Source organism: Xenorhabdus poinarii G6 (assembly GCF_000968175.1).
In the GTDB taxonomy this organism is placed as follows: Bacteria; Pseudomonadota; Gammaproteobacteria; order Enterobacterales; family Enterobacteriaceae; genus Xenorhabdus; species Xenorhabdus poinarii.
The window spans coordinates 1,971,174-1,990,041 of record NZ_FO704551.1; the positions used below are offsets into that span (position 1 = coordinate 1,971,174).

The following is an 18,868-nucleotide window of genomic DNA, read 5'->3' on the forward strand; positions in this document are numbered from 1 at the left end:
GTGAAGTAAAAGCACTTCTTTTTCACCTATGCGAAATTTTTTATGTTCGCCCGAATGCATTGCATGTTTCAGGCTGTCCCTGATAACAACCAAAAAAAATAAGGATCGGTAAACCGATCCTTATTTTATCAGCGCTCGTTATGCAGGTTGCCCTGCATAGCTGCTCAGCCGGAAAACCGAAATTAACGCAGCAGAGACATCACGGTTTGTGGGATTTGGTTTGCCTGAGCCAGCACAGAAGTACCTGCTTGTTGCAGGATCTGGCCACGGCTCATGTTGGACACTTCGGTTGCGTAGTCAGCGTCTTCGATACGGCTTTTCGCCGCACTCAGGTTGGTCACAGTATTGCTCAGGTTGTTAACGGTGGATTCCAGACGGTTTTGGACTGCACCCAAAGAGCTGCGCAGGTCGTCGACTTTGGCAAGCGCATTATCCAGCGTTTTCAGTGGACTTTTGTCCTCAATAGCAGCACCAGCTACTACCTTACCATCCGTTCCAATTGTTGCTGCGTATTGTTTGATTTCGCCTTTATCGTCTTTACCTTCCAACACATACTGACCAGCTACAGGCTTACCTGTCTTCTCATTCATACGTTGATATGCTTGAGTATCTGTTAGTTTCAAGGCTGTTTTAGCATCGTCATAATCCACATCAACCTTAGGAGCATTACCAGAAGCAGGTTTTACCCCATCAACTTGGGTAACCTTATCGCCCGTAATTGAATGTTGTGCCACATCAGTCACATCAAATTTGCCCAATTTCAATTCGCTGCTATTAATTTTTTTCAGATCGATTTCGATAATTTCTCTATCATTAGCACCGACCTGAATTTTTATTTTAGCATCTTTGCTCAATACTTTTACACCATTGAACTGAGTCTGTTCTGAAATACGATCAATCTCCTCCAAACGTTGTTTAACTTCGTTCTGAATAGAATTCAGATCGCTATCAGAGTTGCTGCCGTTTTGTGCCTGAACAGCCAGTTCACGAACACGTTGCAGGTTGTTATTAATTTCGTTCAGCGCACCTTCGGTAGTCTGAGCAATGGAGATACCGTCGTTTGCATTACGGGAAGCCTGAGACAGACCTTTGATGTTAGCCGTGAAACGGTTGGCAATCGCTTGACCAGCAGCGTCATCCTTCGCGCTGTTAATACGTAAACCCGAGGACAGACGCTCAATAGCAGAATTTAACGTGCCTTGAGAACGGGTCAGGTTGTTCTGAGCCAACAGAGATGAATAGTTAGTATTAATGACTGATGCCATAGTAGCGTTCCTTTTAAAATCAAGTCGATGTAATGAGTTTGAGCCTATTTGCCCACGGTGTTCATGACCGCCAACAGTTTTATCGACCCCACAGAAAAAACCTTTAATCTTTCTTGCAAAAAGTTTTGCCGTTTTTGCCCGCTTTTTTCCCGATAAACCAAACAACACCGCTTCTCATCAATTATTCAATCCATTAAAAAAAACATTTTGTCAGTAAACTTTTCGCCAATGAAACCGATAACCCATCCAGTGATGCTTTACTAAAAAGGAGTTAACATGGCGAGAATTTCCGCATTAGGGGCCGGAGGGATGAGTAATCTGGCATCGGTACTGGATCAGCTTCAGGCCGCAGAAAAAACCCGTTTAGAACCACCAAAACAACAACAAACCAGCTATAAAGCCAAACTCACCGGTTTTGGCACATTAAAAGGCAGTCTGGAAAAATTAAAGAGCGCCTCTGAAGAATTAAAAAAATTCGATAAGCTCAATACCACCAAAACCAGTGCAGATCATAAAACCTTTACCCCCAGTACGGATTCTAAAGCCAGCCCGGGTAACTATGAGATTGAAGTCCAGCAGCTGGCAAAGGCGCAGTCGCTGCAATCCCCACCCGTGGCTGATGTCAAATCGCTGCAGGGTGCAACATTGGGCGAGGGGAAAACCCGTACCATCGTTATCACGCAACCGGGTAAAGACCCGGGTAAAGACAAAGAGCCGATGCGTATCACGCTGAAAGATCATGAAACGTCTCTGGTTGAGATCCGTGAAGCCATCAATAGGCAAGAAGGCAACGTTAACGCCAGCATTTTTAAAGCAAACGATAATAAAAACTATCTGCTGCTGACGGCGAGAAAAGCCGGTACTGAATCCGTCATGACCATCACCGTTGAAGGTGACAGTCAACTGGCCAATCTGCTGAGCTATCCACCTGATGGCAAAGGTGGCGGCTCGGGTGCAATGACTCAATCGGTGGCCGCAGCCAACGCGAAATTAACCGTGAATGGTCTCGCGATTGAACGCCAAACCAATGAGATAAAAGATGCCCCCGAAGGGGTTACGCTCAATCTGAACAAGGTTTCAGAAAAAGCAGAAATTGAAATTGATGGCAAAACCGTCAAACAAACCAAAGCAGAGACGCTGGTCGTTTCCCGCGATATCGAGCCAATGAAAGAGGCGATTAAAAAGTGGGTCGATGCGTATAATGCAACACAGGGCACCTTTGATTCACTGACCAAATTTAAACCCGTTGCCAAAGGTGAAGACGCTTCAAAAGACAATGGTGTCCTGCTCGGTGACAACACATTAAGAGGCATAGAGAATCAGTTGAGACACCAACTGCTCTCCGCCCAAAATGTGACGGGTATTGCCACCTTGAACAAATTGGGGATCAAGCAAAAATTGGATGGCACTCTTGAAATCAGCAATGAAAAACTGGAAAAAATGCTGAAAGAAAAACCAGCCAACGTTAAAGCTTTCTTTATGGGAGATGGTGAAAAAACCGGTTTCGCGACCCAGACCTATAATATGTTGAAGAAAACGCTGGATAGCCATGAAGGGACTATTGCCACCGCCACCGAAGGGATCAACAAGAGTCTGAAAACCATTGAGAGGCAGATGGAACAGATAAACAGAAGTATTGATACAACCGTAGAACGCTATAAACGACAGTTTACCGAATTAGACAAAGCGGTTAATGCCTTGAATAATTCAGGTGGCTCCCTATTATCCCTATTCCAGCATTTAAAATAAAAAAGGATATTATGTATCAACGTTCGGCAAGCCAGTTATACGCTCAAGTAGATCTTGAAAGCGAAATTATGAATGCCTCTCCCTACCAGTTGATTCAGATATTGTTCAATGGGGCGCTCAGCGCCCTACGTCGTGCAATGATTCTGATGCAACAGGGTAATATTCCAGAGAAAGGATTAGCGATTTCGAAAGCGATCAATATCATTGATAATGGTCTTAAAGACGGTTTAGATCTCGAAAAAGGCGGTGAGATTGCTCAGAATCTTTTTAATTTATATGATTATATGAGCCGTCGTTTACTCCATGCCAATTTACGCAATGATGAGAAGGCCATAACTGAAGTGATCGATTTACTCACAACGATTTCAGATTCTTGGCGGCAAATAGGTCCTCATTACAACGCCAGCCAGGATATTGTTTAATGAAAAATGATATGGATCTTTTGTCAGCTTACCAGCGGACGCTGAGTTTAAGTGAGCAGCTGCTTGATTTAGCGACACATGAAAAGTGGAATGAGCTTATTGAGATGGAAATCACCTATGTGAAGGCAGTCGAAGTGGTGACCTTAATGACAACACACTCAGATGTCCCTATTTCATTACAGCAACAATTGACCAAAATTTTGCAAACTATTCTGGATAATGAAAAAGAAACTAAGCAATTATTGCAAAAAAGATTACATGAACTCAGTGAGCTGATTAAACAGGATAGTTGTAAACAACTTTTACATGATACCTATGGGCAGTTCCCCATCAACAACTATGAAATGGAGTTGACTTCGACGGACATTAATTAAATACAACAACGGAACCGGTGTATTGATTCAATAATCACACTGATTCATCGTGAATTTATTTTCTTCCTTTTAGGTGGTGTCAATTCGTCACCATCGCTTTTTTAATTAACCTTATTTAATACTTTATTTTATTCTCTTCAGGTTATTCACAGGAGGCATGAGTTCCCATGCATACGATAAACCCGCCGAAGCGGGTTGAATTAGAATAGAAGGCATGGGTCAGAAGCGATACCCAACACCGACCATCCACGTTCCCACTTTGAATTCCCCAATTTTTGAATATTCATATGCTGTATCAATCGCCACATTCGGAATTGGGTTAATCTGTACACCAGCAGCATAAGCCAGTTCGGTTTTACTTTCGCTGTTTGAAACGCCCTGGATCCTATCTTTGCCTTCCACTTTACCATGAGCCGGGCCAATTAAACCATAAGCGCTCACATAATCATTAATACGGTATACAGGGCCAGCAGTCAGTGCATAGTAATCCAGATCAATCGTCGCCGTTTTATGCCCACCATGATAATATTCATAGCCCTGATGGGTATATGTGAACGAGCCAATCACCCCCCAGTGATCATCAAATTCATAACGATATTTGACATTAAAACCTTTTGGATTTTCTTTTAATTTATCACCATCAAACTTCACATGACTCTGTGCATATCCGGCAGAAATCGTACTTTCCCCCGCAGCATTAGCACTTATGGATACAAAGGCTATTCCGGTAGAAATCAATGATATTAAAACTAACTTTTTCATAATTTAATTAATCCATTAGATGACAAAGACAGAGCAAGTATAGTACAGAAAATTTTTTTTAAGTTTATTATGGATAAATATGACGAAGAGCTGCAAAAGATATTGACTGTAGCAAATTAGGTAATAAAAAAGGCCACAGAATCGCAGCCTTGAATTCAGAGTGTAGATTGGGTTATTTCCAGTTGAAGCAAAAATACAGTGTTTTATCTACGTTTTGTGTCAATAGGTCGCCTAGTTGTTTTGCGCCGTCAGAGGTATATTCGAAATCAGTTGTAGAATGGCTGGAACTAGAACCCAGATTATAAGTTGAACCCTTCACCACTACTTCAAGGTTCTTATTCCATAAGTCTGGTTGGTTCTGGGTGTCAACTTGCAATTCGATAAGACCAAAAACACCGTCGTGGGTTCCTTCAGAGTAGAACGTTAAGATATTTCCAATACCTATCGTGCTTTGAAGATTAGTCAGAGTGCCAAAAGTAGATTGATCTGTACTTAAATGCCCATCCTTGGTCAGATATCCCCAATCCTGACCATCATCATATTGACTAGTCCCTACCTTAAGATCAAAAGACAGCATGCAATCAGCTGGCTTTACTTCTATCTTTACTAACGCCCAATCACACGCCATCAAGTCTTCCGGTGTTGGTTCCCAGGCCTCAGAAATGCCATCTTTATTATGCTTTTCAATGTAGATAGGCGCACTTCCATCGTTTTTAGTCGAGAGGTGTATATATTCAGCAAGTGAATTCCATTCAGTACGACCTACTGCTTTCCCTTCATATACCTGAATGATTGCCCATGGAACAGAACCCACAGGAGCTACCACATCATTACTTTTGTATTTACTGAGATCAAACGGACATTGTTTATTATCCAGCTTATTAACGTCAGACATAAATCCCTCACTTTATTATTCGTTAGTGGTCATTTCATCCTACTGCTAAGCCAGTTAATATTACTTAAGTTGTATTTTTATCTCAATTTAATATCCATTTTCAAAATTAATACGAATTAAAATAGGGTTTCGCATTATAAAATATGCCTGTTAGTCGAGTGTGTGATTCAGTGAGTTGTAAATTCAAATTTTACTGCTAATGCTGAATATTCCGTGTTGAATATAGAATAATAAAAACCCCGCGAATACGAGGTTATGGACAATATCGGGCACGTTTCATCGAAAATATGTCCGAAGCGAGTTATAAAAAAGTGATTTAATCATATATATCAATATATTAATAGCATCACACCTGCATATTCATAATTTCATGATAGGCACTCACCAGCTTATTTCTTACCTGGATCCCCATTTGCAGTGAAATACTCGCTTTTTGTATATTCACCATCACATCATTCAGTTCCACTCCCGGAACGCCCAAAGTGAAATCTTGTGCCTGTTTCGCCGCATCTAACCGATTTTTATTTATTTTTTCTACTGCCGAGGTGAGTTGACTAGCAAAACCGTCTTGGATCGGCATGGGTTTGGCCATGTTTTCTGCCTGTAATACCTGAACCTGCATCTGTTGCAGTACACCTTCAATTGCCTGAATTGACATAAAAACCTCGCGTTAAATCACCCTATTGATGACGTGATTAAGTGCCCTATTCACCGTGAACGGATTGGCAGTTTTCCACGCAATCACCGTACCATAGCCCTTGCAAACTAAAGCGAGTAATTAAGGTAAAAATTCGAGGCTTATTCTGCCATTAAAAGAGGGGTGAACAGCGAATAATGGAGGGATTAATAATAGGAAGAATCTTTTCGCTTGCGTATGGGGAGTCTGTTTTGTTACGCCACGCTTTTAGTATTCATATTAACCAGCAAGGCAAGGATCGTCTATGAGTGCAGCAGCCACTGACGTTGGAAACCACAAAAAAGGGTTCAACGCTATCATCAGCAGGATAAAAGCTGATCCAAAAGTGCCGTTATTAGTTGCTGGTTCCGCTGCCATCGCTATCGTTGTTGCCCTGTTTCTCTGGTTGCGCAGCCCCGATTATCGGGTGCTTTACAGCAACCTGAGCGATAAGGATGGTGGTGAAATCGTTACGCAATTAACCCAAATGAATGTCCCTTACCGCTTTGCCGAGAATGGCTCGGCACTCATGATACCTGCCGACAAGGTGCATGAAACCCGCCTGAAACTGGCACAACAAGGGTTACCTAAAGGGGGAGCCGCAGGTTTCGAGCTATTGGATCAAGAAAAATTCGGTATCAGCCAGTTTAGTGAGCAGGTCAATTACCAGCGCGCGCTGGAAGGTGAATTGGCTCGCACGGTGGAATCCCTCGGCCCCGTTCAGAGTGCCCGGGTTCATCTGGCGTTGCCTAAGCCGTCCTTGTTTGTTCGTGAGCAAAAATCGCCATCAGCCTCAGTAACAGTAGGATTATTGCAGGGACGAGCTCTGGATGAAGGGCAAATCAACGCTATCGTGCATATGGTTTCAAGCAGCGTGGCCGGATTGCCAGCAGGGAATGTCACGATTGTCGATCAATCAGGGCGTCTGCTGACACAGAGCAATACAACCGGGCGTGATTTGAACACAACGCAGCTGAAATATACCCAAGAAGTGGAGAATCGTTTCCAGCATCGCATTGAAACCATTCTGGCACCGGTGGTTGGTCGTGGTAATGTTCATGCGCAAGTCACCGCTCAAATTGATTTCTCTCGCCGTGAAGAAACCGAGGAAGAATATAAACCTAACCAGCCACCAAATCAGGCCGCTGTCCGTTCCAGACAAAGTAGTAGCGGCGAGCAAAACGGCGGTTCATCGGTTGGCGGTGTGCCAGGCGCCTTGTCAAATCAACCAAGCGCTGCACCCAATGCGCCCATTGAAAAACCGAACGCAAATGCCAAAGGTAACGGTGACGAAAAACCTAACCCACAGCGCAATAATGCCAACCGGAATAATAGCAATGAGCGACTGGTGAATAACAGCCGCAACAACCATCATGACGAAACCATCAACTATGAAGTGGATCGCACCATTCGCCATACGCAATTGCAGGCGGGTGAAGTAAAGCGTCTTTCGGTCGCCGTGGTGGTCAACCATGTCACTGTTCAGGGAGAAAATGGCCTTGAAACACAAGCGTTGACACCAGAACAACTATCAAAGATCGAAGCATTAACCCGTGAAGCGATGGGCTTTTCAGTTGACCGTGGTGACAGTCTGAATGTGGTTAACACCCTGTTCAATGACACCGGAGAAGTGATTGAACCGCTGCCATTCTGGCAACATCCACTGCTGCTGGAAAAATTGTTGGAAGCTGGTCGCTGGTTACTGCTGATTCTGGTTGCCTGGCTGCTGTGGCGTAAAATGATCGTGCCACAAATCGCCAGAAAACAAGCAGCGGAAAAAGCCGTACTGGAAGCGCAGAAAAAACAGCAGAAACAGCAAACAGAAACCAACACGGAAATGGATGGAAAAGTGCGTCGTAATCTGGCTAACCAACGTGTCAGTGCTGAGCTCCAAAGCCAGCGTGTCCGTGAGCTTGCAGAAAAAGATCCTCGCGTTGTCGCGCTGGTGATCCGTCAATGGATGAGTAACGAACAATGAGCCTGTCAGGAACAGAAAAAAGTGCCGTTATGTTAATGACCCTGGGGGAAGATCAGGCGGCCGAGGTGTTCAAGCACCTGAATTCCAGGGAATTACAACAACTCAGCATTGCGATGGCGGGAATGAAACAAGTCTCGAATCAGCAACTGGTTGAGGTGCTGGCACAGTTTGAAGAAGATGCGGAGCAGTTCACGGCACTGAGTATCAATGCTAACGACTATCTGCGCAGCGTACTGATCAAAGCCTTAGGTGAAGAACGGGCATCCAGTTTGCTTGAGGATATTTTTGAGTCCCGAGATACCACGACGGGCATCGAAACCCTCAACTTTATGGAACCGCAGATGGCGGCCGATATGATCCGCGATGAGCATCCGCAGATCATTGCCACCATTTTGGTTCACCTGAACCGTGGTCAGGCTGCCGATATTCTTGCCCTGTTTGATGATCGCCTGCGCAACGATGTCATGCTGCGTATCGCCACTTTTGGTGGTGTACAACCCTCTGCCCTGGCGGAATTGACGGAAGTGCTGAACAACCTGCTGGATGGCCAGAACCTGAAACGCAGCAAAATGGGCGGTGTTCGTACTGCGGCTGAAATCATTAACCTGATGAAAAGCCAACAGGAAGAAGGGGTCATTGATGCAGTTCGTTCCTACGATGGCGAACTGGCACAGAAAATTATCGATGAGATGTTCCTGTTCGAAAACCTTATCAATGTGGACGATCGCAGCATCCAACGCTTGTTGCAGGAAATTTCAACCGACGCCTTGCTGGTGGCATTGAAAGGTTGCGATCAGGCATTACGCGATCACTTCCTCAACAATATGTCCCAACGTGCGGCTGAAATTATGCGTGACGATTTGGCAACCCGTGGCCCTGTCCGTATGTCCCAGGTGGAAGCTGAGCAGAAGGCCATCCTGCTGATTGTTCGTCGTCTGGCAGAAAGTGGTGAGATGCTCCTGAACGGAGGTGACGATACCTATGTCTGATAATGCGAATAATAGAAACTGGCAGCCGTGGCTGCCGGGCGAATTAACGCAGTGGGAAACGCTGCGGGCAAAACTGGAACCGATAGACGAAGAACAGGCGCCAAGCGAACAGGATCGATTACTGGAACAGGCGCGAAAACTGGATGAGCTGAAAGAGCAGGCGCGTCAGGCGGGTCATGCTCAGGGATTTGCCGAAGGCCGGACACAAGGCTATGAACAGGGGATTCAGGAAGGCCGACAGGCCGGGCTGGAGCAAGGTTTGCAAGAAGCCGAACAGCAACAACAAATTGTTATCGATCAATGGAAAGCCCTATTAACGGAGTTTAGCCATTCAATCGATGGGCTGGATACCGTGATTGCGTCTCGTCTAATGCAGCTTGCATTAACCGCGGCCCATCATATTTTAGGGCAGCCCGCGGTCTGTGACGGCACTGCCCTGCTGAGCCAGATCCGCGAATTTATTCAGCAAGAACCTATGTTCAGTGGCAAACCCCAATTGCGAATTCATCCACAAAACATGCCACTGGTTGAGCAACAACTGGGGGATGTTCTGGCACTGCACGGCTGGCGCTTAATTGCAGATAACAAACTCCATCCGGGGGGCTGTAAGATCACTGCCGATGAAGGGGATCTGGACGCCAGTTTAGCCACTCGCTGGCAGGAAATGTGCCGCCTGGCCGCACCGGGAGAATTGTGATGACGGCAAGACTAGGGCGCTGGCTGGCAACATTAGATTCACTGGAAAAGCGTCTGGAGAAAACCCCGAAAATACGCCGCTATGGCCGTCTGACTCGCGCCACGGGTCTGGTATTGGAAGCCACGGGTTTACATATGCCTCTCGGCGCTACCTGTCTGATCGAACGTCAGAACGGCAGCATCATTGAAGAAGTTGAAAGTGAAGTTGTCGGCTTCAATGGCGAAAAACTGTTATTGATGCCACTGGAAGAACTGGAAGGTATTGTGCCGGGGGCTCGCGTCTATGCCCGTGCTTATGGTGACGATGCCGGCGGCGGACGTCGCCTGCCACTGGGACCTGAATTGCTTGGCCGGGTTCTGGATGGCGCTGGTCGCCCCCTTGATGGCTTACCTGCCCCTGATACCGGGCTACGCGCCCCGCTAACAACAACCCCATTAAACCCACTGCAAAGAACACCGATCAGTCATGTATTGGATGTTGGCGTCCGGGCCATTAATGCCCTGCTGACAGTCGGACGCGGACAACGCATGGGGTTATTTGCCGGCTCTGGGGTCGGTAAAAGTGTCCTGCTCGGCATGATGGCTCGCTATACCCAGGCAGACGTCATCGTTGTGGGATTGATTGGTGAACGTGGTCGTGAAGTTAAAGACTTTATCGAAAACATTCTGGGCACAGAAGGATTGTCACGCTCTGTCGTTGTCGCCGCGCCCGCAGATGTTTCGCCATTATTGAGAATGCAGGGGGCTTCTTATGCCACCCGCATTGCGGAAGATTTTCGCGATCGTGGTAAACATGTGTTGTTGATCATGGATTCTTTGACCCGTTATAGCATGGCACAGCGCGAAATTGCACTGGCTATCGGTGAACCGCCAGCAACAAAAGGCTATCCCCCTTCGGTGTTTGCAAAGTTACCGGCTCTGGTAGAAAGAGCGGGTAATGGCGTCAGTGATGGCGGTTCTATTACTGCATTTTACACCGTACTGACCGAAGGTGATGACCAGCAAGATCCGATTGCTGATGCGGCACGTGCCATTCTGGATGGTCATATCGTGCTATCACGTGCCCTGGCAGAGTCAGGACACTATCCGGCGATTGATATCGAAGCCTCTATCAGTCGGGCTATGACCGCACTGATTGACAATACCCATTACCGGCGGGTGCAACATTTCAAACAGTTACTTTCCGGCTATCAACGTAACCGAGATTTGATTAACGTGGGCGCCTATGCGGCGGGCAGTGATCCTCTGTTGGATCGGGCAATTGAGCTTTATCCGCATATGGCGCAATTCCTGCAACAAGGCATTGATGAACGCAGCGAATACGATACGGCCTGTACTCAACTTCAACAGTTACTGCCAACATAATATTTTGCTTATGGAGATTCAGCCGAAGAGTATTTGGCCAGAATGGGGAAGGTTTCCCGATACCATGCCGATATCCCCTTATTACGGTTGATGCGATTCAGTCATTAAAACGAGGAAATACATGCGACAACACTCCCCTCTCGTGACTTTGCGTGAACTGGCTCAGGATGCAGCCGAAAAAGCGGCATTACAACTCGCCCAGATCCGGCAAAACCACCTGCAAATGGCGCAACAACTGACAGCATTAATGGATTATCAGGATGAATATCGCAGCCGTTTGAATAACACGCTCAGTAATGGTATGTCCTGCTCGACCTGGCAAAATTATCAGCAATTTATGAAAACGCTGGAAATAGCAATTGAACAGCATAAATTACAGCTCAATCAATGGGACAAACGTCTTGAGCAGGCGATATCACATTGGCAGGAAAAACAACAGCGTTTGAACGCCTTCGATACATTGCAACAGCGGGCTGAACAAAATTTGCAGTCACAGCAGAATCGCATGGAGCAAAAACAAATGGACGAGTATGCACAACGTGGCGCACAACGGAGAATGACACCATGAATCTCACTCTTTTGCCGACTGATTTAAAACCCACAAATAAAGGCAGCGACAAAAGTTTATCGCGTTTGGATCGTGCCGTGGACGGTAACCCTGCTTCTCAATTTGGGCAACTGCTCGATGCAGAAACAGCCGCAATGCGAAAGCCCTCCGCCCAGGCGGGTAAAAACAGCCTGCAAGGAGGCACCCCGACTACCGCAGATAAAACTGCGGGAAACCACTCACCCTTGACAACGACATCAAATCACACCGTGGTTGAGGATAAGCCACAAGCCACAACCACGCCGCAAAAAAACCCAAAAACCCGCGCTGAATTGACGGTCTTGAAAGAAGAAAATCCCCTGTCAGCCGAAGCATTAAGCGCAGCCATTCCCATCCAGCTTGCCGGGCTGCTTGCCCCACTGACCAATCCTACGGACGTTTCGGAAACCGCAGATGAATTAACGGGCAATGAATCATCGGAAGATGGATTGCTGGATGATGGATTACTGATCACTGGATTAGCGGCCAATGTGTTAGCGGAAAACCGTTTATCCGCTAACACATTGCAGAAAGGCCACCACAGCGCGGTAAACGCAATGCCAGCTCAACGCATCACTGACAGTCAATTAATCGATACTGAACAGCAAGATGACGCGTTACAGCTCGCTGCCAGACAGGAGACATCGCTGAACAATGCGTTCCTGAATAATAAGACCGCAAGCGTTGCCAATCGCCAATCGGGTCAGACACCGCTTACCGAGCCAGTCAAACTGGCCACGACCAGTAACAGCAAAACCGTGTCTATTAATGCTCTCCTCAAACCAGCCATTCCGGTTAGTCAAGAACCAGAACTGTTCCAAATAGCCGTTCAGGCTGCACTTGCATTAAACGCAACGGAGTCCGCGTCGATTGATTCACCCACACTATTGGCTACCCCTACCCCACTCTCAGCCGGACACCACCCGACCGGGCAATTTCAGCTGACCAATCCATCAGCCCCTTTATTGAATGCGCATCTTGGCAGCGAAGAATGGCAACAACAACTCAATCAACATGTACTGTTTTTTAACCGTCATGGTTTGCAACAGGCAGAACTTCGTTTACATCCCCAGGAATTGGGGGCGTTGCATATTCGCATGAGCGTTGAAGATAATCAGGCACAGTTGCATTTTGTTTCCGCTCATCAGCATGTGCGTGTGGCGCTGGAGGCGGCACTACCGGGATTACGCCATGCGCTGGCTGAAAATGGGATTCAATTGGCACAAAGCAGTATCCACAGTGATAATCCGGGAAATGACCAATCCGCATTCTCTGCCAATCACCAAGCCAATCACTCGGACGGCCAATCCGGCGCCCATGCTGAGCGTCAAAATCATCGTTTAGCGACAGTCACAGAGGCGACACCCTCACCGGTATCAGCACCTCAACGCCTTGCTTCAACGCGAGGGGGAATTGATACCTTTGCCTGATTATTCGCCGAATTTCAGGATACACGACCATAAAGTGGAAAAAGGTCGATAACAAACGCGTGAGTTAATCGTTTTTTCTCTGTTTGTTCCGGCCATTGCCGAAACAAAGACGCGGGATAATTGATACTGAATATGATGAATAAGCGTTTCGCCATGGAATGTGCGGAAACTTGTTCGCAACGGAAAACAGGAATTTGTCTGTCCATGTCTGATTATAATTACGAGCGTAAACGCAAAAATCCAATTTGGATGATTCTGTTAATACTGATTGCTGTTCTTGGTGCTGCCATTGGCGGGTATAGTTGGTGGAAAATGAACCAATCAACCAATCAGAATACAGATAAAACCAAAGTCACTAATTTACCCGTATTTATGACTCTGGAACCTTTTACCGTCAATCTGATCGACAACGAAGAGCACTTGGATCGTGTTTTGTATGTTGGCATCACATTGCGTCTGCCTAACGAGAAGACCCGCCAGCGCTTCCATGACTACCTGCCTGAAGTGCGGAGTCGCCTGTTGCTGTTATTATCTCGCCAGCAAGCCGACAATCTGGCAAAAAATGATGGCAAGATGAATTTGATGGCCGCTATCAAACAGACACTAAATCCGACATTAATACCCAGTGAACCCGATCAGGAAATCACCGATGTATTATTTACCACGTTTATTCTGCGATAATCACAATGAGTGACAATATTCTTTCACAAGCAGAGATTGATGCTTTGCTCAATGGTGACAGTACCTCTGCGGATGACGTTGAACAAACTGCGTCTGGAGAAAATGAGGTTCGCCCATACGATCCCAATACACAACGCCGTGTTGTACGCGAACGTTTGCAGTCACTGGAAATCATCAATGAACGTTTTGCCCGCCAATTCAGAATGGGGCTGTTTAACATGCTACGCCGGAGCCCGGATATTACGGTCGGCGCCATCAAAGTTCAGCCCTACCACGAATTTGCCCGCAATCTGGCTGTACCGACTAACCTCAATCTGGTTCACCTAAAACCTTTGAGAGGGGTCGCGCTATTTGCTTTTGAACCTAGCCTGGTTTATATCGCTGTGGATAACCTGTTCGGTGGGGATGGGCGTTTTCCAACCAAAGTGGAAGGCCGTGAATTCACCTATACCGAACAGCGTATCATTAACCGGATGCTGAAACTGGCGCTGGATGCCTATCGCGACTCATGGGATTCCATTTTTAAACTTGAAGTGGAATATGTGCGTTCTGAAACACAAATAAAGTTCACTAATATCACCACGTCACCCAATGATATTGTCGTGACGACCCCGTTTCAGGTCGAAATCGGCGCCTTAACCGGGGAATTCAATATTTGTATTCCCTTCGCCATGATTGAACCCCTGCGTGAACGTCTGACCAATCCCCCGGTGGAAAATGTGCGTCAGGAAGATAGCCAGTGGCGTGAAAGTCTGGTGAAACAAGTTCAACACTCAGAATTAGAGCTGGTGGCGAACTTCGTTGATATTCCGCTGCGATTGTCAAAGATCCTGGAACTGAAAAAAGGCGATATCTTGCCGATTGAAAAACCTGAACGCCTGATCGTTCACGTTGATGGTGTGCCGGTGCTCACCAGTCAATATGGAACACTGAACGGGCAATATGCCCTGCGTGTTGAACACTTGATTAATCCTGTTTTAACTGCTCTGGATGAGGAAAAGCCCAATGAGTGATGCTAAACACCCCACTGAGACCAGATTAGCTGAAGAGATGTGGGCAGAAGCGCTGGAACAACAGGCCGCACAGCAAACCTCTGACAGCGGCGCGTCAATATTTGAGAATCTGGAAGCACAGGATGCGTTGGCCCAACTCTCTGATATTGATTTGATCATGGATATTCCCGTTAAACTCTCTGTCGAGCTGGGGCGTACCAAAATGACCATTAAGCAACTGTTGAAGCTGTCGCAAGGCTCAGTGGTTTCCCTTGACGGGCTGGCGGGAGAACCGTTAGATATTCTGATTAACGGTTATTTGATTGCACAGGGAGAAGTGGTTGTCGTATCCGATAAATACGGTATCCGTATCACCGATATCATTACGCCTTCTGAGCGTATGCGCCGCTTGAGTCGTTAACGATGATGGCGAATCGGCCTTCCGTGCATACTGCTTTTCAACCGGGTGTGGCATCCGATGCTGCACCTGTTAACACCACCGCCAGCAATCCCCTCGCGAATAACGTACACCTCGTCAATAATGAACCCCTTCCCGCCAGCCAACTGCTGACACAGGTCAGTAGTGCGCTAGGGGGAATTTTATTGCTGATTTTCTTCATAACGTGGCTCATTCGCCGTTTAGGCTTTGCGCCGGCCAAAAGCAAAAATCATCGGTTACTGAACGTCAAGGCCAGTTGCGCCCTCGGCGCGAAAGAGCGGGTCGTTATCGTAGAGGTCGAAGATAACTGGTTGGTTTTGGGCGTGACATCTCAACAGATTAATATGCTGCACCAAATGCCGGCCCCTTCTGACAACGAGAAAAAAGAAAACGCGATGAAGTCGTTGTCATTTGGCCAAATGCTAAAAAATGTGCGCCAGCGAAAAAGCAAGAATAACAAGGATGATAATGAAAAATAGCGTTTGTTTGATGCTGAAAATAATGGGTAAGCGATGTGTCTCCTGGCGTTATCAAATACGGTTAACCCCCTTTTTTATGGCGCTCTTGCTACCACTGTTCCCAATGAACGCGGCGGCTGAGCTACCCGGTATCATCAGTCAGCCCTTAGCCAATGGCGGACAAAGTTGGTCGTTGCCTGTCCAAACCCTGATTTTCATCACCGCATTAGGGTTTGTGCCTGCCGCGCTACTGATGATGACCAGTTTTACTCGCATCATCATTGTTCTTGGCTTGCTGCGTAATGCATTGGGGACACCTTCCGCACCACCTAACCAAGTGATGCTAGGTTTAGCGCTGTTTATGACTTTTTTCATCATGGCGCCGGCATTCGATGAGGTCTATAAAAATGCCTATCTGCCCTATAGCAAAGATAGCATCACGCTGGAAACCGCATTGGAAAACGGCGCTAAACCGCTGCGTCAGTTTATGCTGCGCCAGACAAGGGAAAATGATCTGGCACTGTTCGCCCGCCTTGCAGACCAAAAAGCCTTTGAAACGGCGGATGCTGTCCCCATGCGTGTACTTGTTCCTGCCTTTATCACCAGTGAATTGAAAACGGCGTTCCAGATTGGCTTTACCCTCTTCATTCCGTTTTTGATCATCGATCTGGTTGTTGCCAGCGTTCTGATGGCGCTGGGGATGATGATGGTTCCGCCAGCCACCATATCACTACCGTTCAAACTGATGTTATTTGTTCTGGTCGATGGCTGGCAATTATTGCTTGGCTCGCTGGCACAAAGTTTTTATATCTAACCAACAACCTGATACCAGTGCCTGGTGTGACATCGTATTAGCATAGAAATCAAAAGGCGGCTTGAGAAAATTATGACTCCAGAATCGATAATGGGCCTTGGTGTTGAGGCAATGAAAGTCGCATTAGCCCTGGCGGCTCCCCTGCTTTTATCTGCCTTAATTTGTGGTTTGATCATCAGCTTATTGCAGGCGGCTACGCAGGTAAACGAAATGACCTTATCGTTTATTCCGAAAATTCTGGCTGTCGTCATGACCATCGTTATTGCCGGTCCCTGGATGCTCAACCTGCTACTGGATTACATGCGCACGTTGTTTACTAACATCCCGTATATTATCGGTTAATTATGATCCCGTTTGATAGCGAAACACTTTCCCGCCTTGTTAATGATTTTTTCTGGCCGTTGGTACGCCTGTTAGCTCTGTTCAGTACCGCACCCATTTTCAGTGAAAAACAGATACCGATAAAAGTAAAAATTGGCCTGGCATTAGTGATCACCGCCGTACTGGTTCCCACTTTCCCTTCCGCCCAAATTCCGATTTTTTCTGTTGCTGGCATTTGGGTCTTAATACAACAAGTCTTGATTGGGATGGCTTTGGGGCTGACCATGCAAATCGCATTTGCTGTGGTACGCCATGCCGGTGAAGTGCTCGGCTTGCAGATGGGGCTTTCATTCGCCACGTTTTTTGATCCTACCGGTGGCCCGAATATGCCGATTTTAGCCCGCATTCTCAATATGATGATGTTGTTGCTGTTTTTAGCCTTTGACGGCCATTTATGGCTATTATCGATTCTGGCGGATACTTTTCATTCCATCCCTATCCAATCCGTGCAGTTGAATCCAAAAGGTTTTTTATTGTTATCCCAAAGCGCTAACCTCATTTTTGTCAATGGGATGATGCTGGCAATGCCAATGATCACCCTGCTGCTGGTCATGAATTTTTCTCTGGGTATATTAAACCGTATGACACCACAACTGTCTGTCTTTGTGATCGGTTTTCCCCTGACGCTGACCGTCGGTATTTTTACCCTTTCCCTGCTGTTCCCGATGCTCGTGCCATTTACCGAACGGTTATTTGGCGAGATGTTCGATCGTCTGGCGATCATTATTCGTGAATTGATGCTATTAACCTAATGTTCGCACAGATGTCAAAATCACCATCCTACGAATACCGTGTGAACCATCATTCAGCGCTATCGCTCCGGTTAAATTAACCACGTCATCTTTGCCGCACAATAAATACGACAAAGCGAGGGGTAACAGGAAAAAATAAGCCCCTGTCTTTCCAGACAAGGGCTGGCTCATGCTGCATATCCAATCTTAATTAGCGATGCATCTCAAACAAAGACATGCCATTTAAGTCAGAAAACGCTTTGAAAGCCGCTTGCAGTGCAGCGCCTTGCTGAGCGTAATCGCTAATCGCGGAGACAAAGTTGACATCCATCAACTCTCCCATACTCACTTTGTTCGCGATGCTGCGCTCTTGACTCAGGGAATCCAGTTGTTCCAGTTCCTGGAGCTGCAAACCGAGAGCCGTTTCCACAGATAAAAAATTATTCAGACTATTACGAGTACCACGGTTGGCTTTATTGATCAGCGCCATCGCATCTTCTTTTTCTTTTTCACTGGCCGTGCTGTAGGGTTTTTTTAATGCCTCGATCGCCATATCAATGGAGGCAAAAATATCAGACTCACTGGTCGTTTTGCCATCAGGCTCCATGATCGGATTGCTCGACTGAGCTAAAAACACCTGCTGCCCGGTATGAGCAATGATCATCGAACGGTTATCATCGACTTTTTGCATGATGGCTTCATTACCACCGACATAGCCTACCTTTCCGCTGGCATCAGCAACGAAAGGAGGTTTATTCGTTTTGTAGCCGGCAAAAATATAACGGCCATTACCATCCGTTTTGTTCCCTAAATTCAGCAATTGTTGCTTTAAACCGTCCAACTGCTGTGCATAAGATTCACGATCATGATCAGTATACCCATTTGCCGCGGCGACCAACGTTTCAAAAACGTTGTGTGTCACTTTCACAATGTCTGAGGTCAGGCTCAATTGGGCAGACATGGTATTTTTGGCAACAATGCGGGCAGTGGCAAATTGTTGGTTCTTTGATTCCGCCTGAGAAACCAGGATGTTTTGGGACGCCGCCAACGGATCATCAGACGGATTAATCACCCGGCGACCACTTGACAATTGTTCGCCCGATTTCATCCACTTTGATTGAGCATCAAAGATCCCATTCATTTTTTGAGTGTATAATTGATTTGTACTGACACGCACAATATCAC

At 46.6% G+C, this 18,868-nt stretch carries 22 protein-coding genes; 16 read left to right on the forward strand and 6 right to left on the reverse strand.

Translation table 11 applies throughout. The features are described from left to right. Nucleotides 1-182: 182 nt before the first annotated feature. On the reverse strand, nt 183-1,265 hold the full coding sequence (locus XPG1_RS09130; RefSeq protein WP_045960626.1) for a flagellin FliC: 1,083 nt from the start codon (nt 1,263-1,265) through the stop codon (nt 183-185). 276 nt (nt 1,266-1,541) lie between these two features. On the opposite strand from XPG1_RS09130, the gene fliD reads away from it, so the two are divergent. The 3 genes from fliD to fliT are packed head-to-tail and all read left to right on the forward strand — an operon-like array spanning nt 1,542 to nt 3,810. Continuing rightward, nucleotides 1,542-3,014 carry a flagellar filament capping protein FliD gene (gene fliD, locus XPG1_RS09135; RefSeq protein ID WP_045958801.1) on the forward strand — a complete coding sequence of 491 codons (1,473 nt, stop codon included), beginning with the start codon at nt 1,542-1,544 and terminating at the stop codon, nt 3,012-3,014. An 11-nt stretch (nt 3,015-3,025) separates the two neighbouring features. Further along, entirely contained in the window at nt 3,026-3,436 is a 411-nt protein-coding gene (gene fliS, locus XPG1_RS09140) for a flagellar export chaperone FliS (RefSeq protein WP_045958802.1), read from the forward strand. Beyond that, a complete protein-coding gene (gene fliT / locus XPG1_RS09145; RefSeq protein ID WP_045958803.1) occupies nt 3,436-3,810 on the forward strand; it encodes a flagella biosynthesis regulatory protein FliT in 375 nt (124 codons plus the stop codon). The genes fliS and fliT overlap by 1 nt, the downstream gene beginning before the upstream one ends. Before the next feature lie 219 nt (nt 3,811-4,029). Here fliT and XPG1_RS09150 read toward each other — a convergent pair whose 3' ends face one another. From XPG1_RS09150 to fliE, 3 genes are all read right to left on the reverse strand, one after another. Beyond that, complete coding sequence (locus XPG1_RS09150) at nt 4,030-4,572, reverse strand: Ail/Lom family outer membrane beta-barrel protein (RefSeq protein ID WP_045958804.1); 543 nt, start codon at nt 4,570-4,572, stop codon at nt 4,030-4,032. Nucleotides 4,573-4,744: 172 nt separating this feature from the next. Next, nucleotides 4,745-5,467: a Thoeris anti-defense Tad2 family protein gene (locus XPG1_RS17065; protein ID WP_052708287.1), complete on the reverse strand. Its 723-nt coding sequence runs from the start codon at nt 5,465-5,467 to the stop codon at nt 4,745-4,747. 346 nt (nt 5,468-5,813) lie between these two features. Continuing rightward, nucleotides 5,814-6,125, reverse strand: a complete 312-nt coding sequence (fliE, locus tag XPG1_RS09160) for a flagellar hook-basal body complex protein FliE (RefSeq protein ID WP_045958805.1) — start codon at nt 6,123-6,125, stop codon at nt 5,814-5,816. A gap of 283 nt (nt 6,126-6,408) precedes the next feature. Here fliE and fliF point away from each other — a divergent pair, with 283 nt between their 5' ends. The 13 genes from fliF (at nt 6,409) to fliR (ending at nt 17,704) form a co-directional block, all read left to right on the forward strand. Beyond that, the gene (gene fliF, locus XPG1_RS09165; RefSeq protein WP_045958806.1) at nt 6,409-8,121 is read left to right on the forward strand and encodes a flagellar basal-body MS-ring/collar protein FliF; all 1,713 of its coding nucleotides are present in this window, start codon (nt 6,409-6,411) and stop codon (nt 8,119-8,121) included. Beyond that, a complete protein-coding gene (gene fliG / locus XPG1_RS09170) occupies nt 8,118-9,110 on the forward strand; it encodes a flagellar motor switch protein FliG (RefSeq protein ID WP_045958807.1) in 993 nt (330 codons plus the stop codon). The genes fliF and fliG overlap by 4 nt, the downstream gene beginning before the upstream one ends. Further along, a complete protein-coding gene (fliH, locus tag XPG1_RS09175) occupies nt 9,103-9,807 on the forward strand; it encodes a flagellar assembly protein FliH (RefSeq protein ID WP_045958808.1) in 705 nt (234 codons plus the stop codon). The genes fliG and fliH overlap by 8 nt, the downstream gene beginning before the upstream one ends. Continuing rightward, on the forward strand, nt 9,807-11,171 hold the full coding sequence (gene fliI / locus XPG1_RS09180; protein WP_045958809.1) for a flagellar protein export ATPase FliI: 1,365 nt from the start codon (nt 9,807-9,809) through the stop codon (nt 11,169-11,171). Before fliH ends, fliI begins: the two co-directional genes overlap by 1 nt. Nucleotides 11,172-11,292: 121 nt before the next feature. After that, nucleotides 11,293-11,739, forward strand: a complete 447-nt coding sequence (fliJ, locus tag XPG1_RS09185; protein WP_045958810.1) for a flagellar export protein FliJ — start codon at nt 11,293-11,295, stop codon at nt 11,737-11,739. After that, nucleotides 11,736-13,187 carry a flagellar hook-length control protein FliK gene (locus XPG1_RS09190; RefSeq protein ID WP_045958811.1) on the forward strand — a complete coding sequence of 484 codons (1,452 nt, stop codon included), beginning with the start codon at nt 11,736-11,738 and terminating at the stop codon, nt 13,185-13,187. Before fliJ ends, XPG1_RS09190 begins: the two co-directional genes overlap by 4 nt. A gap of 204 nt (nt 13,188-13,391) precedes the next feature. After that, entirely contained in the window at nt 13,392-13,868 is a 477-nt protein-coding gene (gene fliL, locus XPG1_RS09200) for a flagellar basal body-associated protein FliL (RefSeq protein ID WP_045958813.1), read from the forward strand. A gap of 5 nt (nt 13,869-13,873) precedes the next feature. After that, nucleotides 13,874-14,881, forward strand: a complete 1,008-nt coding sequence (gene fliM / locus XPG1_RS09205) for a flagellar motor switch protein FliM (RefSeq protein ID WP_045958814.1) — start codon at nt 13,874-13,876, stop codon at nt 14,879-14,881. Beyond that, nucleotides 14,874-15,281 carry a flagellar motor switch protein FliN gene (gene fliN, locus XPG1_RS09210; RefSeq protein WP_045958815.1) on the forward strand — a complete coding sequence of 136 codons (408 nt, stop codon included), beginning with the start codon at nt 14,874-14,876 and terminating at the stop codon, nt 15,279-15,281. Before fliM ends, fliN begins: the two co-directional genes overlap by 8 nt. Nucleotides 15,282-15,283: 2 nt before the next feature. Next, nucleotides 15,284-15,778: a flagellar biosynthetic protein FliO gene (fliO, locus tag XPG1_RS09215; protein ID WP_045958816.1), complete on the forward strand. Its 495-nt coding sequence runs from the start codon at nt 15,284-15,286 to the stop codon at nt 15,776-15,778. Nucleotides 15,779-15,854: 76 nt separating this feature from the next. Further along, entirely contained in the window at nt 15,855-16,571 is a 717-nt protein-coding gene (gene fliP, locus XPG1_RS09220; RefSeq protein ID WP_157879554.1) for a flagellar type III secretion system pore protein FliP, read from the forward strand. Nucleotides 16,572-16,643: 72 nt separating this feature from the next. After that, on the forward strand, nt 16,644-16,913 hold the full coding sequence (gene fliQ / locus XPG1_RS09225) for a flagellar biosynthesis protein FliQ (protein ID WP_045958817.1): 270 nt from the start codon (nt 16,644-16,646) through the stop codon (nt 16,911-16,913). A 2-nt stretch (nt 16,914-16,915) separates the two neighbouring features. Then, nucleotides 16,916-17,704 carry a flagellar biosynthetic protein FliR gene (gene fliR, locus XPG1_RS09230; protein ID WP_045958818.1) on the forward strand — a complete coding sequence of 263 codons (789 nt, stop codon included), beginning with the start codon at nt 16,916-16,918 and terminating at the stop codon, nt 17,702-17,704. On the opposite strand, the gene XPG1_RS09235 is transcribed toward fliR, so the two are convergent. Both XPG1_RS09235 and flgL read right to left on the reverse strand, forming a co-directional pair. Next, nucleotides 17,696-17,875 carry a hypothetical protein gene (locus XPG1_RS09235; RefSeq protein WP_045958819.1) on the reverse strand — a complete coding sequence of 60 codons (180 nt, stop codon included), beginning with the start codon at nt 17,873-17,875 and terminating at the stop codon, nt 17,696-17,698. The two genes, fliR and XPG1_RS09235, sit on opposite strands and share 9 nt — an antisense overlap. Nucleotides 17,876-17,894: 19 nt before the next feature. After that, complete coding sequence (gene flgL, locus XPG1_RS09240; RefSeq protein WP_045958820.1) at nt 17,895-18,860, reverse strand: flagellar hook-associated protein FlgL; 966 nt, start codon at nt 18,858-18,860, stop codon at nt 17,895-17,897. Nucleotides 18,861-18,868 lie beyond the last annotated feature (8 nt).